We start from the raw sequence: 15036 nt of genomic DNA on the forward strand, positions 1-15036 counted from the left end.
CATTGCCGGCGGCTCTTCAGGTGAGCTCTTCTTTGGTCTCCGGTATCTGGTGGTCGAGCGAGGTCATGCGGACCAGGCTCTCCTGCAGTGTCAGCAGGTGCTGGCGCATGGCTTCGCCGGCTCTCGCGGGGTCGCGGGCGGCGATCGCGTCGACGATCGCGGTGTGCTGTCCATAGGTCACCGTACGCGTCTTGCTGGCGGCGCGTGCCCGCTCGCGGATCGTCTGCCAGGCTTCGTCCTGGCGCACGCGGTTGATGACGTCGAAGATCGTCAGGAAGAACTGGTTGCCGGCCGATTGGGCGATATGGCGGTGCAGCGCGCCGTCCCAGAGCTCGCGGCCATCGGCATCGGTGCTTTCGTAGATCTTCTTGACGAGCTCATACATGCGCTCGACATCGGCCTTCTTGGCGCGGATGGCGGCAAGCTGAGCGAGCTGCGGCTCGATGCGCAGGCGCACTTCCATGATTTCCATCAGGTCGGTGCCGGCGACGATCGAATCCACATGCTCGCTCCAGCCGTCGGGGCGCCTTCCGGCAAACGTGCCGGATCCCTGGCGGCGCCAGATCAGTCCCTCGGCTTCCAGAACTTCCAGCGCGCGACGGATGGCGCGGCGGCTGACGTCGAGCATCTCCGAGAGAGCCCGCTCGGTTGGCAGCTTGCCGTCGGCATCGAGGCTGTCCGAGCGCAGCAGCGCACGCAGCTTGTCGAGAGCGTAATTGGAGTTCCCCGTGGTCTCATCCATGTCGAATGGTCCGAACCAATTTCTTATTGGTCCAATCCAAAACCATATTGGTTCGCATCGTCAAGCGGTTTTTTGTGCAATTTTTGCATTGCACAAAAGATAGGCTGTGGATTTCGCTACGCACAAAAAATCCGGCGCCGATGACGCCGGATTGGGCAGATAAAGATGCAAAAACGCTTAAATACCGGCGATTTTGCGCAGATCGTCGGTTGAGCCGGGTGCCGTTGCCAGAACCGGCGCACCCTTGGTCAGGCGTTCGCCTTCGGTCGGGAAGGGGTGGTACCAGCCGCCGGCTTCCTTGACGAGGCAGTAGCCGGCCATGCAGTCCCAGGCGTGCATGTAAGGCTCGTAATAGCCGACGAGACGGCCGGCGGCGACATAGGCGAGCATGAGGGCGCCGGAGCCGTTGCGGATGAAATTGCCGCCGGCTTCCAGCAGGCTTTCCACCATCTTGCCGACGAAGGCAGGCGTAACGTGGTTGTTGGCGCCGATGCCGGTCACGGCGTTGCGGATGGTGCGGGACGGATCGAGCGAGAGTGTCTTGCCGTTCAGCGTCGCGCCCATGCCGAGTGCTGCCGCATAGAGTTCGTCGTGGCAGGGCGCCGAGATGACGCCGACGACGGGCACGCCGTCATGCAGCAGGCCGATCGAGACGCACCAGTTCGGCATGCCGTTGACGAAGGGGCTGGTGCCATCGATCGGATCGACGACCCAGGTGAAACCCGATGTGCCGGATTCGAGGCCATATTCCTCGCCGAGAACGCCATCGGCGGGGTAGGCCTCGTTGAAGCGCTTGCGGATCAGGTTTTCCACTTCGCGGTCGGCAATCGAGACCACGTCCTGCGGATCGCGCTTGGTTTCGATGACCAGCGTTTCGCGGCGCTTGAAATAATCGAGCGCGACGGCTCCCGCTTCACGGGCCACGGCTTCGGCCAGCGCGAGGCGCGCTTCAAGCCCGGGTACGACATGCGACGTCATGAAAATCTTCCCTTGATGAAATGCGGGCTCAGCCGCCGATGATGGCAATGCCGCGATCCTTGAAGCCGATCTCCACCTCTGTCAAAGGCGCAAAGGCCCTTTCCACTGCGGGGTCGACGACGAAGAGCGTGCCGTTACTGGTTTTGACTTCATATTCCACGTGGTCGCCAAGGTAGGCGGCGTGGGTGATCTTGCCGCTGTAGGCGCCGCCGTTTTTCGGCGCCAGCGTGATGGCGTTCGGGCGTATCGCGAGCTGTGCCGGGCCAGGGCGCATGTTGCGGCCCGATATGCGATGCGTGAGACCTTCGACATTGATCGTCGCGTGATCGCCATCGATGCCGATGACATCGCAGGGCACGACATTCGCCTCGCCCATGAAGTCGGCGATGAAGGCGGAGACCGGCTGGTCGTAGAGATCGCGCGGCGCGCCCTTCTGGGCGATCTCGCCGTCCTTCATGACGATGATCTGGTCGGAGACGGCAAGTGCTTCGTCCTGGTCGTGGGTGACATAGACTGCGGTGAAGCCGAGCCGCTGCTGCAGCTCGCGGATCTCGGTGCGCACCCTGCGGCGCAGGCGGGCGTCGAGGTTCGACAGCGGCTCGTCGAGCAGCAGCACCTGGGGCTCGAGCACGAGGGCGCGGGCGACGGCGACGCGCTGCTGCTGGCCGCCGGAGAGTTCGGCGGGCAGGCGCTGGCCCATGCCGGCGAGGCCGACGAGCTTCAGGCCCTCCTCGGCGCGCTCGCGCGCCTCCTTGCGTTTCATGCCTGACGACTCCAGGCCGTAGGCGACATTGTCGAGCGAGGTCATGTGCGGGAAGAGCGCATAGGACTGGAACACCATCGACACGTCCCGCTCGTTGGCCGGCAGCATCGTCACATCCTTGCCGCCGATCAGGATGCGGCCGGACGAGGGGTGCTCGAGACCGGCAAGCATGCGCAGCGTCGTCGTCTTGCCGCAGCCGGAGGGGCCGAGCAGGGTCACCAGCGTGCCGGGCTCGATCGTCAGCGACAGGTTGGGAATGGCGGTGAAGGCGCCGAAGGTCTTGCGCACGTTCTCGAAGACGACGGAACCGGGTTTGTTGCTGCTCATGCGGTTTTCTCCTGACCGAGAGGTGCGGATGCGGTGGCCGCCGGCGCTGCCATCGCGACGCGGTTTTCGCGGCGCAGACGGCGTTCACCGACGAGGAACTGGAAGCCGGCGATGACGGTGACCATGACGACGATCAGCGCCGAGGAATAGGCGATGGCGACGCCGTATTCGCCATTCTCGACGAGGCCGACGATATAGGCCGTGGACATGTTGTATTCGGCGCTGACCAGGAAGATGACGGCGCTGATCGAGGTGATGGCGCGCACGAAGGAATAGACGAGTGCTGCCGTGATTGCCGGGCGCAGCAGCGGCAGGATGACCTTGCGGATCGTCCGGAAGCTGTTGGCGCGCAGCGTCAGCGATGCCTCGTCGAGGCTCTTGTCGAGCTGGCTCATCGCCGCCACGCCGCCGCGCACGCCGACCGGCATGTTGCGGAACACGAAGCAGGCGACCAGGATCAGCGCCGTGCCGGTCATTTCGAGTGGCGGCAGGTTGAAGGCCATGATGTAGCTGATGCCGATGACGGTGCCGGGGATCGCGAAGCTCAGCATCAGCGCGAATTCGAAGACGTTCCGGCCGACGAACTTCTGGCGGACGATGATGTAGGCCGTCAGCAGGCCGACAGCGGCCGTGAGCGGGGCGGAGATCAGGGCGATCTCCATTGTCGTCCAGAACGAATTCCAGGCGACCCCCGTCCACGCCAGGCCGCCGTCATCACGGAACCCGATCGAGAAGGCGCGAATGTAGTGTTCGAATGTCAGGGTATTATCGAGGCCCCAGGTGCGCACGAAGCCGCCGAACAGGATCATCGCATAGACGACGATGGTGAAGATCGCCCAGGGGATGACGAGCGAATGGACGGCAATCGAGACGCCGCGCGGCAGCGCGATATGCTGGCCGGAATCGCCCTTGCCGGTTACCGTCGCGTAGCTCTTGCCCTGCAGCCAGAAGCGCTGGGCGATGAAGGCCGACATGGTGAAGACGAGCAGGATCATGGCGAGCACGGCGGCGCGGGCCGGATCATTCTGCGAGCCGACGACGGCGAAGAAGATCTCCGTCGAGAGCACGCCATGGCTGCCGCCGAGCACCATCGGGTTGCCGAAATCGGCCATGCTTTCGATGAAGCCGATCAGGAAGGCGTTGGCGAGGCCGGGCTTCATCAGCGGCAGCGAGACACGCCAGAAGGTGCGCCAGCGGTCAGCGCGCAGCGTCTGCGACGCCTCCTCCATCGACGGGCTGACGCCCTCGACGACGCCGATCAGCACGAGGAAGGAAATCGGCGTGAAGGACAGAACCTGGGCGATCCAGATGCCGGTGAGGCCATAGAGCCAGCGGCCGGGCTCGACGCCGAGGAGTGAAGAGACCAGCTGGGTGGCGACGCCGGAACGGCCGAACAGCAGGGTGAGCGCCAAGCCGACGACGAAGGGCGGCGTGATGATCGGCAGGATCGTCAGCAGCCTGAGGCCCTTCTTGTAGGGAAAGCGGGTGCGGGTGGCGACAAGCGCAAAGCAGAGGCCGAGCGTCGTGGAGCCGGCGGCGGTCATGATCGCCAGCCAGAGCGTGCGCCAGGCAACCCCGCAGCGCTCACCGCCGACAACACAGCCGAGGCTCCAGACGGACGAATCCTGGATATTGGTGAGGAAGCCGCTGGGATTGAAAGAGCCGTCGAAATCCTGAAACGCGCCGACAAACATGCTGCCGACCGGATAGAAGACGAAGATGGCGACGAGGAATACCAGCATGGCGATGGCGCCGACCACGAAGGCGTCGCCCTTCATCACGCCGCGTTCGGCAAGGCCGAAGGCGAAGAAGAACACGAAGACGAGGCCGGTGACGGTGGCGCCCGCGCCCATAGACGGCTGGCCGTCAGGAAGCGCGCCGAAGAGGGCTTCGGCGAATGTCCAGCTCCAGCCGGAGAGATTGATCGCCAATCCTTCGAGCGTCAGGAAAAGGACCCCCAGGCCGCCTGCCCAGGCAAGCAGCGTGGCGCGGGATTTCGGATCGGGAAGGAAGCGCGCGATGCCGCCAAGCAGAACGAAGAAGACGGCGATCGCGAGCCACCATCGGCCATAGGTGGTGATCTGCAGGATGCCGGGCGCCGTGGAGGGATCGCCCAGGAAATCAGACAGCCAGCCAAGGCCGAAGAAGCCGCCTTCGATCCGATACCACGGGAGCAGTATCAGGGCGGCAATGGCGAAGACGAGAGCGATATCCAGTCTGCGATTGTGGTTCTTCATGGGGTCGCTCCCGCTTGAGCACGGTATAGGCATGGCGGCCGGCAGCGCTGGGCTCCCGGCCATCGGTTTTACGAAGATCAGTTCGCCTTGGCGCCGATTTCCTTGTCCCAGCGGGCGAGAAGCGCCTTGCGGACATCAGGGTTGCCGTACTTCGCGAAGTCGTAGTCGATCAGCTTGATGTCCTCGAACTTCGGAGCTTCCTTCGGCACCTCGGCCGACTTGTTGGACGGCAGCTGGAAGGACTTGGCGTCCTTCATGTGCGACTGCGCCTCGGCGCTGAGTGCCCAGTCGTACCACTTCTTGGCATTTTCGAGGTTCTTGGCGCCCTTGACGATCGACATCGAGCCGATCTCGTAACCCGTGCCTTCGCAAGGCGCGACCGCCTTGATCGGGAAGCCTTCGACGGTCTGGGCGACGGCGTCATGCATGAAGACGATGCCGATCGTCGATTCGCCGCGGGCAGCCGCCTTTACCGGCGCCGAGCCGGACTTGGTATATTGCGAGACGTTGGCGTTCAGCTTCGTCAGATAATCGAATGCCTGGTCCTCGCCCATGATCTGCACCAGCGTCGCCAGCGTGTTGTAGGACGTGCCCGAGGAGTTCGGGTTGGCGATCTGGATCTCGCCCTTATAGGACGGATCAAGCAGATCGGCCCAGCACTTCGGCTCCTTGAGGTTCTTCTGCTTCAGGATGTCGGTATTGTAGCCCCAGCCGAGCGCCCCGGCATAAACGCCGACCGTGCGGTACTTGGCGCTTTCGGCCTGCTTCTTGGCCCAGTCCTGCAGCTGGTCGAAGAGCGGCGATTTGTATTCGAGCGTCAGGTTTTCCGCTGCTGCCTGCAGATGCGGGTCGCCGGTGCCGGCCCACCAGATGTCGGTCTTCGGATTGCGGGCCTCGGCGCGGATCTTGGCATAGGTCTCGCCGGCGGACAGGCGCACCATGTTCACCTTGATGTCGGACTGCTTCTCGAACAGCCCCTTCATGAGGTCGCAGACCTCTTAGTCGGCCGAGCAGATGACGTTGAGATTGCCGGCGGCATGGGCCGAAAAGGCACCAAAAGACACAGTCGCGGCGAGCATCGCTGCCGCAATTTTAGCTGAACGCATTATTTCCTCCTGGATGTGGCGGCGCCTCCACGCCGATCGCCTTTGCAAGCGTGTGCAAATGCTGCATGACCTAATAAACCCTGTCAACCACTTTTGTCACAAAACTGTCATAAAAGTCCTGGAGGTGGATATTGCACGCAATTGCAATATCGTGCACAGTCGCGTGCAAGGGGAGATTCAGGTGGTCACGAAAGTCTTTGTCAGCGCGCAGGAAGTTGCGGAAAAGGCGGGCGTTTCCCGCTCGGCGGTGTCGCGTACCTTTACGCCGGGAGCAAGCGTCGCGCCCGAAACCCGCAAGCGGGTGATGGAGGCCGCCGAGGCGCTCGGTTATCACGTCAACCATCTTGCCCGCGGGCTGATGCGCAACGAGAGCGGCATCGTCTGCCTCATCGTCTCGGAAATGGGCACGCCCTACCGTTCGTCGCTGATCCGCGCCGTGACGCAGCACCTGCAGAATTCCGGCAAGATCGCCATGCTGATCAATACCGATCGTTCCGACGGCAGTGTTGACCGGGCGCTGCGGCAGGCGATCCGCTACCGCGCCGATGCCTCGATCATTCTCTCCGGCCTGCCCGACAAGTCGATCACCCAGCTCTGCCTGAAGAACGGCCAGCGGCTGGTGCTGATCAACCGCGACGACGACCAGCCGGGGCCGCTCAGGATCAATCTTGACGACCAGGAAGCGGCCGGCCGCATCCTGACGGCCTTTGTCCGCGCCGGCTGCCGGCGGCTCGCCTTCGCCAATTCGGAAGTGGGAACGCCGAGCTTGATGGCCCGCGAACACGGCTTCGTCGCGGCTGCGGCGGCACTCGGCATGGAGGTCGCCGTCGAGCGTTTCGGTTCGACCGGCTATGAGGCGGGCAAGGTCGTCGCCCAGCGCCTGCTGACCCGCAAGGAGCGCCCGGACGCGATCTTCTGCGCCAACGATCTGCTCGCCTGCGGCGTGATGGACGCGGCGCGCCACCAGTTCATGATGTCGGTTCCCGACCAGCTCTGCGTCGCCGGGTTCGACGACATCGAACAGGCCTCATGGTCCTCCTACGATCTGACGACGTTTGCCCAGCCGGTCGAAGCCATCGCCCGGGAGGCGGTTGCCTTCCTTGCTGCGCCGGGGGCGGCTGACGAGGAGGCGCAAGTGCAGACGCTGAAGCTTCACGCGGAGCTCGTCTGGCGCGGTTCGATCCGCGGCGGCTGATCGCGTCGCGGAGCTTTGTGCATACGATTACACAGATTTTCGAACGGCGGATCTATGTGTGCTAGAGCGCCACTTTCGCTGTAATTCAAAGATATTTTGCCTGTTCCAATGAAAGAAGCGGTTCCGCAACCGATCGCTACGGCAGCCTGCGTCAAAAGTCAGCTTGAACACGTTTACATTGTCTCGTAGATGTCGAGGCGGCCGGTGCGGTTGCCGAGGCCAGCGAGCGGAATGGACATGTCAGAAAAGCGCGTGCATCTGGTCTTCAAGACCCATCTGGATATCGGCTTCACGGATCACGCGGAGAAGGTTCGCCGCCAGTATCACGAGCGGTTCATCCCGCAGGCGATCGAGACGGGCGCGCATTTCTATGCGGAGAACCCCGAGGAGCCGAAGTTCATTTGGACGACGGGCGCCTGGCTGATCTGGGATCATCTGAATTCGCGCTCTCCGGCCGAGGTGGCAAAGCTCGAGGAGGCGATCGAGCGCGGGCTGATCCGCTGGCACGGCCTGCCGTTCACGACGCATACCGAGCTGATGTCGCCCGACCTCTTTCGCGCCGGGCTGTCCTATTCGCAGGAGCTCGACCGGCGCTTCGGCAAGAAGACGATCGCGGCGAAGATGACCGATGTGCCCGGCCACACGCTCGGCACGGTACCGCTGCTTGCCGAAGCCGGGATCCGCTTCCTGCATCTCGGCGTCAACACTGCTTCGCCGCCGCCCGAAGTGCCTGACGTCTTCCGTTGGCGCGCGCCCGGCGGCGAGGAAGTCGTCGTCATGTATCAGCGCTCCTATGGCGAGACCTATTTCCCGGAAGGCTTTGCGGACGGGCTGAGCTTTGCCCATACCAACGACAATATCGGCCCTCAGAGCGTGCCGCAGACCGCCGAAGCGCTGCGCGAAATCCGCCATCGCGAGCCGGATGCGGTGATCCGCGCGGCAACGCTCGAAGATTACGGCGCACTCCTCTGGGAGGCGCGCGAGCGCTTTCCTATCGTCGATATCGAGCTCGGCGATAGCTGGATCCACGGCAGCGCCACCGACCCGCAGAAGACAGCGCAGTTCCTCGCCTTACAGCGGCTTTACGACCGCTTCGCCGCTGACGGCCTGACGAAAAGCCGGCTCGCCTTCGGCCGTGAGCTGGCGATGGTCGCCGAGCACACCTGCGGCGTCGATATCAAATCCTATCTGCGTGACGACAAGGCCTGGTCGCGGCCGGATTTCGAGGCGGCGCGCAAGAGCGATTACCGCTTTGCCTATGCCGAGCAATCCTGGCAGGAGCAGCGCGATTATCTCGGCAAGGCTGTCTCGATGTTGGAGCCCGAAGATATCGCGGCGGCCACACAGGCGCTTGGCGAGCTTGCGGCGCCTGCATTGCCGGCGATCTCAGGAAAAGACACCGAGCTGAAAGTCGGCGATTGGACGATCCGTCTCGATGACGAAAGTGGCGATATCGCCTCGATCGGCACGCCTTCGGGCAAGGTGATTCCGGGCCGTGGCGGCGCTCTGCTCGGCTATCGCTACGAAAGCTACGATGCCGCCGATGTCGGCAGGCATATGGACACCTATCTGACGCACCGGCAGGAATGGGCGGTGCTCGATCATGACAAGCCAGGGCTCGGCCAGTCGGGCGCTGCGCTGTCGCAATCCTTCTCACCGGTTCTCGAGGCGGCCACGGGCAACATGATGTTGCTTTCGCTGCCCGAGCGCGCATCGGCTTCATACGGGTCGCCAAAGCATGTTTCGCTGCGGTTCTCGGATGAGGGCGATGCGCTTTCCATTCAGCTGACACTGCATGCCAAGCCCGCCAACCGCATGCCGGAGGCGAGCTTCTTCTTCGTCACGCCCGTGGGCGAGACGGAGTGGAGCTTCCGAAAGATGGGGCTCTGGCATCGCTCGGATGCGATCGCCGAAAGCGGCGGGGCGCAACTGCAGGCCGTCAGCGCGGCACGCTCCGGTGCGCTGCAGATCGAGCCTCTGGATACGCCGCTCGCCGCACCCGCAAGCTGGGATTTCATGACCTTCTGCAAGACCCGCCCGGACTTTGCGGAAGGCATCCGGTTCAATCTCCACAACAACAAGTGGGGCACGAATTTCCCGATGTGGTGCGAGGGCGACATCATCGCCCGCTTCCGGCTTTCCGAAATTTAAGTACCTGAAAAATAATAGCAAAGCCAAGCCGCGGAGAGCGATCTCCGCGGCTTTTTCGTTGTGGAAAAGTCTTTATCCTCGCCCGCTTGCGCTAAGTTGGATACTAATATACTACTTCTTGCCAAGCCAACGGGAGGTGGCGACGGGTGGAGAAAAATCTCGGGCATAGGATTGTTGGCATGCGGAGCGCGGCGCGATGAGCGAAGCCCGCAAGAAGCGCTCGCTCGCCGGCGTCACCCATCTCTCGCATCAGCGCGCGGCCGCCCCGCGCGCCGCAACGCTGGTCTATAGCGCGCTGCGCGACGACATCATTTCCCTGCGCCGCAAGCCGATGGACCTGCTCAACGAGAAGGAACTGGAGGCGCAGTTCGGCGTCAGCCGCACGCCGATCCGCGAGGCGATCCTGCGTCTCTCCGACGATGGCCTCGTCGATGTCTTTCCGCAGTCCGGCACCTTCGTGTCGCGCATTCCGCGCCGGGCGCTCTATGAGGCGATCCTGGTGCGCAAGGCGCTGGAGGATACGACCGTTTCTATCGCCGTCGAGAAGATCACGCCTGCTGGCATCCGTTCGCTGGAACGCAATCTGGCCGATCTCAGCGCCTGCGTGCGCGACGACGATGTCGCTGCCTTCCATGTGGTCGACAACGATTTTCATAAGCTGATCAGCGATATCTCCGGCTTCCCCGGCATCTGGGCGATCATCCAGCAGGTGAAGGTCCATTCCGATCGCTACCGCCTGCTGACCCTGCCGCAGGAAGGGCGTCTTGCCCGCGTCATCGAGGAGCATTCGGCGGTCATCGACTGCATGAAGGCGGGCGACAAGGCGGGTGCTGCGGCCGCCATGGGTTTCCATCTCGGCAAGCTGCTCGGCGAAGTCGAGAAGGCCGAGATCTGGGATCCGAACTATTTCATCGAGGATGCAAAATCTCCCTTGGCATCCATTGAAGAGAAGGGAAAAAATCAATGAAGATCGATGTCCGTCACGCTTCCCATCCGGAAGCCGTCCGCGGCTACGACACGGAAACGCTGCGCCGCCATTTCCTGGTCGAGACGGTGTTTGCAGGCGGCGAAATACGGCTCACCTATTCCCATTATGACCGCATGGTCATCGGCGGCGCGGCGCCGCTCGGCGAAGCCCTCTCGCTCGGCGCGCCGAAGGAAATCGGACAGGAGACCTTCCTCGCCGAACGCGAGCTCGGCGCGCTGAATGTCGGTGGCGCCGGCCGCGTCGTCGTCGACGGCAAGAGCTATGAGCTCCAGAAATACGATTGCCTCTATGTCGGCAAGGGCGCCGCGGATGTCCGCTTCGAAAGCGCTGACGCTGCCAAGCCCGCCAAGTTCTACCTGGTCTCGACGCCGGCGCATGAGGTTCATCCGACCGTGCTTCTGACGCGCGACAAGGCGCGCCACCTGACGCCCGGCGAAGCGGCGACCGCCAACAAGCGCTCGATCTACCAGTTCATCCATCCGGAAGTCTGCCAGTCCTGCCAGCTGACCATGGGCTTCACGATGATCGATGCGGGCAGCGTCTGGAACACGATGCCGGCTCATACGCATGACCGGCGCATGGAAGCCTATCTCTATTTCGATCTGGAGGCCGATCAGCGCGTCTTCCATTTCATGGGCGAGCCGCAGCAGACCCGCCACATGCTGGTTGCCAGCGAGCAGGCAGTCATCTCGCCGCCCTGGTCGATCCATTCGGGTGCCGGCACCAAGAATTACAGCTTCATCTGGGCGATGGCCGGTGACAACAAGAGCTTCACCGACATGGACCATATCGCCATCGCGGATCTGAGGTAGGATGATGACCAATCCATTCGATCTCTCGGGACGCACCGCCATCGTTACCGGCGCCAACACCGGTATCGGTCAGGGCATCGCCGTCGCGCTCGCCGAGGCAGGCGCGTCGATCGCTGCCGTCGGCCGCTCGTCGATGGAGGAAACCGAAGCGCTGGTCACCAAGGCCGGTGTGCGCTTCCACGCGATCAAGGCCGATCTCGGCACGATCGCCCCGGTCAAGGATATCGTTGCCGAGACCATCTCGATCTTCGGCTCTCTCGATATCCTGGTGAACAATGCCGGCATCATCCGCCGCGCCGATGCGATCGATTTTACCGAGGAAGACTGGGACGCGGTCATCGATACCAATCTGAAGACGGCCTTCTTCCTGTCGCAGGCGGCCGGCCGCCACATGCTGGAAAGGGGCAGCGGCAAGATCGTCAACATCGCCTCGCTCCTGTCGTTCCAAGGCGGCATCCGCATTCCGTCCTATACGGCCTCGAAGAGCGGCCTTGCCGGGATCACCCGGCTGCTCGCCTGCGAATGGGCCGGCAAGGGTGTCAACGTCAACGCGATCGCGCCCGGCTATTTCTCGACCAACAACACGACGGCGCTGCGCGAGGATCCGGACCGCAATGCCGCGATCCTGGCGCGCATTCCGGCCGGGCGCTGGGGCACGCCATCGGAACTCGGCGGTGCCGCCGTATTCCTGGCATCGGCAGCATCCGACTACGTCCACGGCACCGTCATCCCCGTCGATGGCGGCTGGCTCGCACGATAAGGCATTGGCGCCGGCCTGACCCGCCGCGCACGGAGGAGTTATGCAGTATCAGTTCGATTTCGGGGCGCTCTTGCCCTACTGGCAGGATTTCCTGTCCGGCGCACTGACGACGATCGAGATCACGCTTTTCTCGGTGATCATCGGCATGGGCATCGGCGTCGCCTGCGCGATCGCCCGCCGCTCGAACTCCGCCATCCTGCGCGGCATCGTCAGCGTCTATATCGAAACGGTACGCAACACGCCGTTCATCGTGCAGATCTTCTTCATCTTCTTCGGCCTCTCGTCGATCGGCTTCCGCCTGCCGATCATTGCGGCGTCGGTCTTCGCGATGGTCATCAATGTCGGCGCCTATACCGCCGAGATCGTCCGCGCCGGCATGGATTCGATCCATCCAAGCCAGATCGAGGCGGCCGAGGCACTCGGACTCTCGAAATTCCAGATCTACCGCGACATCATCCTCCTGCCGGCGATCGAGCGCGTCTACCCGTCGCTCTCCAGCCAGTTCATCCTGATGATGCTGTCGACGTCGATCTGCTCGCAGATTTCGGCCGAAGAGCTGACGGGGGTTGCCAACAACATCCAGTCGAACACCTTCCGCTCGCTTGAAACCTATTTCGTCGTCGCGCTTCTCTATATCGCGATCACCTATCTGATGCGCGCCGCCTTCTTCGGGCTCGGCCTCATTGCATTCCCGCGCCGCCGCCGGCTCGGGCTTGGCGTGTGAGGTGACGATGCTCGGCGCGTTCTCGACCAATCATCTCTTCTACCTGCTGGACGGCCTGTTCTGGACCGTCGTGCTTTCGGCGCTCGCCTTCGTTCTCGGCGGCATTGCCGGCTTCTTCGTCATGCTGGCGCGCATCTCGCGCTTCCGCTGGCTGCGGCGCACGGCGCTGGTCTACATCCAGATCGTCCAGGGCACGCCGCTGCTGATCCAGATGTTCCTGCTCTATTTCGGCCTCGGCGTCTTCGGCATCTCCGTGCCGCCGCTCGTTGCCGCCGGTCTCGGCATGATGGTCTATTCGAGCTCCTATCTCGGCGAGATCTGGCGCGGCGCCGTGGAATCGATCGCCAAGACGCAGTTCGAGGCGGCCGAATGCCTGGGCCTGACCCGCTGGCAGGCATTGCGCGACGTCATCCTGCCGCAGGCACTGAAGATCGCCACGCCGCCGACGGTCGGGTTTCTCGTCCAGCTCGTCAAGAACACCTCGCTCGCATCCGTGGTCGGCTTCCTGGAGCTGACGCGCGCCGCGCAGGTCATCAACAACTCCCTGTTCCAGCCGTTCCTGGTCTTCGGCGTCGCAGCGCTCTTCTACTTCTGCGTCTGCTATCCGCTGTCGGTCTGGAGCCGTTCGCTTGAGAGGAAACTCAATGCCGGCCGCCGTTAAACTCACCAATGTCGTCAAGCGTTTCGGTGCCCTTGAGGTGCTGAAGGGCGTGTCCTTCGAGATCAATACCGGCGAGGTCGTGGCATTGATCGGCCAGTCCGGTTCCGGCAAGAGCACGGCGCTGCGCTGCATCAACCGCCTGGAGACGATCCAGGACGGCACGATCGAGGTCTGCGGCCACCGCGTCGAGGATCCGAAGCTCGATCTGCGCGCGCTGCGCCGCGATATCGGCATGGTGTTCCAGAGCTACAATCTTTTCCCGCATATGACCGTCGCCGAAAACATCATGCTGGCGCTGCGCCGGGTGAAAAGCATGCGCAAGGACCAGGCGCATGAGATCGCCAAACAGGTCCTCGCCAAGGTCGGCCTTTCGGAGAAGATCGACAACTATCCGGAACAGCTGTCCGGCGGCCAGCAGCAGCGCGTGGCGATCGCCCGCTCGCTCGCTATGCAGCCGAAGGTGATGCTGTTCGACGAAGTGACCTCGGCGCTCGATCCGAAGCTGACGGGCGAAGTGCTGCGCGTCATGGAAGATCTCGCCCGCGGCGGCATGACGATGATCGTCGTCACCCACGAAATGGGCTTCGCCAAGCGGGCGGCCAATCGCGTCATCTACATGCATACCGGCAAGGTCTGGGAGACCGGAGGGGCAGACATCCTCTCCAATCCGCAGACGCCGGAACTGAAGGAATTCATGGCGGAAGAGCTGTGATTTCAAGGAGGAGTACCTGCGCGAAAGCGCAGGGTCGGGTAAACGAGAGAGGAGACTCATATGCCGACGAGAATGATTTCGAAACTGGCGCTCATCGCCGGAGCAGGCCTTCTGGCCTTTGCATCGGTTGCCAATGCCGACGTGCTTGAAAACATCAAGAAGGCCGGGAAAGTCCGCATCGCCGTGGCGATGGGTATTCCGGAATATTCCTTCGTCGATGAAAACCTGAAGCCGACGGGCTCCGATGTCGAAACCGCCAAGCTGATCGCCAAGGATCTCGGCGTCGAGCTGGAGCTGGTGGAAATCACCAACGCCGCCCGCGTTCCTTCGGTGCAGACAGGCAAGGCCGACATGGTGGTCTCGTCGCTCGGCATCACCGAAGAGCGCAAGAAGGCGATCGACTACTCGGTTCCCTACGCGACGCTCGCTCTCGTCGTTGCCGGTCCGGCTGACGTCGCGATCAAGGACTATGCCGATCTCGACGGCAAGCGCATCGGCGTGACGCGCGCCACCACCAACGACCAGGACATCACCGCCAAGGCCAAGGGTGCCGATATCGTCCGCTTCGAGGATGATGCGACGCTGATCACGTCCGTCGTTTCCGGCCAGGTCGATATCCTGTCCAGCCAGTCGGCCGTCATCAACGGCATCAACAAGAAGATGACCGCCAATCCGCTGCAGGTGAAGTTCACCCAGAAGGAAACCAATCTCGGCATCGGCATTCCGAAGGGCGAAACCGCTCTGAAGGGCTGGCTCGACGGATGGGTCAAGACCAATTTCGACAACAAGGTGCTGCGCGACATCTACCGCAAGTACCACAATGCCGAACTGCCCGACGATCTGACCTCGCGCCAGTAACCGGAAAGAAAAACGCCGGGGT

13 protein-coding genes and 1 pseudogene are annotated in these 15036 nt (G+C 62.9%); 9 read left to right on the forward strand and 5 right to left on the reverse strand.

Going from position 1 to position 15036, the window contains the following annotated elements; translation table 11 throughout:
• Nucleotides 1-16: 16 nt before the first annotated feature.
• The 5 genes and pseudogenes from ACQZ5H_RS09970 to ACQZ5H_RS09990 all read right to left on the reverse strand — a co-directional run bounded on the left by ACQZ5H_RS09970 (nt 17) and on the right by ACQZ5H_RS09990 (nt 6153).
• A complete protein-coding gene (locus ACQZ5H_RS09970; RefSeq protein WP_148194650.1) occupies nt 17-742 on the reverse strand; it encodes a FadR/GntR family transcriptional regulator in 726 nt (241 codons plus the stop codon).
• Nucleotides 743-919: 177 nt separating this feature from the next.
• Nucleotides 920-1720 carry an inositol monophosphatase family protein gene (locus tag ACQZ5H_RS09975; RefSeq protein WP_203430196.1) on the reverse strand — a complete coding sequence of 267 codons (801 nt, stop codon included), beginning with the start codon at nt 1718-1720 and terminating at the stop codon, nt 920-922.
• A gap of 28 nt (nt 1721-1748) precedes the next feature.
• On the reverse strand, nt 1749-2810 hold the full coding sequence (locus tag ACQZ5H_RS09980; protein ID WP_449097545.1) for an ABC transporter ATP-binding protein: 1062 nt from the start codon (nt 2808-2810) through the stop codon (nt 1749-1751).
• Nucleotides 2807-5047: an ABC transporter permease gene (locus ACQZ5H_RS09985; RefSeq protein ID WP_449097546.1), complete on the reverse strand. Its 2241-nt coding sequence runs from the start codon at nt 5045-5047 to the stop codon at nt 2807-2809. Before ACQZ5H_RS09985 ends, ACQZ5H_RS09980 begins: the two co-directional genes overlap by 4 nt.
• A 77-nt stretch (nt 5048-5124) precedes the next feature.
• Nucleotides 5125-6153, reverse strand: a pseudogene (locus ACQZ5H_RS09990) (ABC transporter substrate-binding protein).
• A 181-nt stretch (nt 6154-6334) separates the two neighbouring features.
• Between ACQZ5H_RS09990 and ACQZ5H_RS09995 the strand changes: the two are divergent.
• The 9 genes from ACQZ5H_RS09995 (at nt 6335) to ACQZ5H_RS10035 (ending at nt 15014) form a co-directional block, all read left to right on the forward strand.
• A complete protein-coding gene (locus tag ACQZ5H_RS09995) occupies nt 6335-7348 on the forward strand; it encodes a LacI family DNA-binding transcriptional regulator (RefSeq protein ID WP_199625550.1) in 1014 nt (337 codons plus the stop codon).
• A gap of 237 nt (nt 7349-7585) precedes the next feature.
• Entirely contained in the window at nt 7586-9499 is a 1914-nt protein-coding gene (locus ACQZ5H_RS10000; protein ID WP_449097547.1) for a DUF5054 domain-containing protein, read from the forward strand.
• Between the two features lie 196 nt (nt 9500-9695).
• Complete coding sequence (locus tag ACQZ5H_RS10005; protein ID WP_449097548.1) at nt 9696-10466, forward strand: GntR family transcriptional regulator; 771 nt, start codon at nt 9696-9698, stop codon at nt 10464-10466.
• The gene (kduI, locus tag ACQZ5H_RS10010) at nt 10463-11299 is read left to right on the forward strand and encodes a 5-dehydro-4-deoxy-D-glucuronate isomerase (protein WP_203430190.1); all 837 of its coding nucleotides are present in this window, start codon (nt 10463-10465) and stop codon (nt 11297-11299) included. The genes ACQZ5H_RS10005 and kduI overlap by 4 nt, the downstream gene beginning before the upstream one ends.
• Before the next feature lie 4 nt (nt 11300-11303).
• Nucleotides 11304-12059: a 2-dehydro-3-deoxy-D-gluconate 5-dehydrogenase KduD gene (gene kduD, locus ACQZ5H_RS10015; protein WP_449097549.1), complete on the forward strand. Its 756-nt coding sequence runs from the start codon at nt 11304-11306 to the stop codon at nt 12057-12059.
• 40 nt (nt 12060-12099) lie between these two features.
• Nucleotides 12100-12783 (forward strand): amino acid ABC transporter permease, encoded by a 684-nt coding sequence (locus ACQZ5H_RS10020; protein WP_112714435.1) that lies wholly within the window; start codon nt 12100-12102, stop codon nt 12781-12783.
• 7 nt (nt 12784-12790) lie between these two features.
• Nucleotides 12791-13444, forward strand: coding sequence for an amino acid ABC transporter permease (locus ACQZ5H_RS10025; RefSeq protein ID WP_449097550.1), 654 nt, complete (start codon nt 12791-12793; stop codon nt 13442-13444).
• Nucleotides 13428-14156: an amino acid ABC transporter ATP-binding protein gene (locus ACQZ5H_RS10030; protein WP_112714431.1), complete on the forward strand. Its 729-nt coding sequence runs from the start codon at nt 13428-13430 to the stop codon at nt 14154-14156. Before ACQZ5H_RS10025 ends, ACQZ5H_RS10030 begins: the two co-directional genes overlap by 17 nt.
• A gap of 60 nt (nt 14157-14216) precedes the next feature.
• Nucleotides 14217-15014 carry a transporter substrate-binding domain-containing protein gene (locus tag ACQZ5H_RS10035; RefSeq protein ID WP_449097551.1) on the forward strand — a complete coding sequence of 266 codons (798 nt, stop codon included), beginning with the start codon at nt 14217-14219 and terminating at the stop codon, nt 15012-15014.
• Nucleotides 15015-15036: the final 22 nt, after the last annotated feature.

It is taken from the genome of Rhizobium sp. 21-4511-3d, from assembly GCF_053522545.1.

What these genes read in the sequence shown, in the direction of transcription:
- ACQZ5H_RS09975 (WP_203430196.1), bottom strand. Translation starts at nt 1,720, where the DNA reads ATGACGTCGCATGTCGTACCCGGGCTTGAAGCGCGCCTCGCGCTGGCC.
- ACQZ5H_RS09970 (WP_148194650.1), bottom strand. Translation starts at nt 742, where the DNA reads ATGGATGAGACCACGGGGAACTCCAATTACGCTCTCGACAAGCTGCGT.
- ACQZ5H_RS10035 (WP_449097551.1), top strand. Translation starts at nt 14,217, where the DNA reads ATGCCGACGAGAATGATTTCGAAACTGGCGCTCATCGCCGGAGCAGGC.
- ACQZ5H_RS10000 (WP_449097547.1), top strand. Translation starts at nt 7,586, where the DNA reads ATGTCAGAAAAGCGCGTGCATCTGGTCTTCAAGACCCATCTGGATATC.
- ACQZ5H_RS10030 (WP_112714431.1), top strand. Translation starts at nt 13,428, where the DNA reads ATGCCGGCCGCCGTTAAACTCACCAATGTCGTCAAGCGTTTCGGTGCC.
- ACQZ5H_RS10020 (WP_112714435.1), top strand. Translation starts at nt 12,100, where the DNA reads ATGCAGTATCAGTTCGATTTCGGGGCGCTCTTGCCCTACTGGCAGGAT.
- kduI (WP_203430190.1), top strand. Translation starts at nt 10,463, where the DNA reads ATGAAGATCGATGTCCGTCACGCTTCCCATCCGGAAGCCGTCCGCGGC.
- ACQZ5H_RS09985 (WP_449097546.1), bottom strand. Translation starts at nt 5,047, where the DNA reads ATGAAGAACCACAATCGCAGACTGGATATCGCTCTCGTCTTCGCCATT.
- ACQZ5H_RS10025 (WP_449097550.1), top strand. Translation starts at nt 12,791, where the DNA reads ATGCTCGGCGCGTTCTCGACCAATCATCTCTTCTACCTGCTGGACGGC.
- ACQZ5H_RS09980 (WP_449097545.1), bottom strand. Translation starts at nt 2,810, where the DNA reads ATGAGCAGCAACAAACCCGGTTCCGTCGTCTTCGAGAACGTGCGCAAG.
- ACQZ5H_RS10005 (WP_449097548.1), top strand. Translation starts at nt 9,696, where the DNA reads ATGAGCGAAGCCCGCAAGAAGCGCTCGCTCGCCGGCGTCACCCATCTC.
- kduD (WP_449097549.1), top strand. Translation starts at nt 11,304, where the DNA reads ATGACCAATCCATTCGATCTCTCGGGACGCACCGCCATCGTTACCGGC.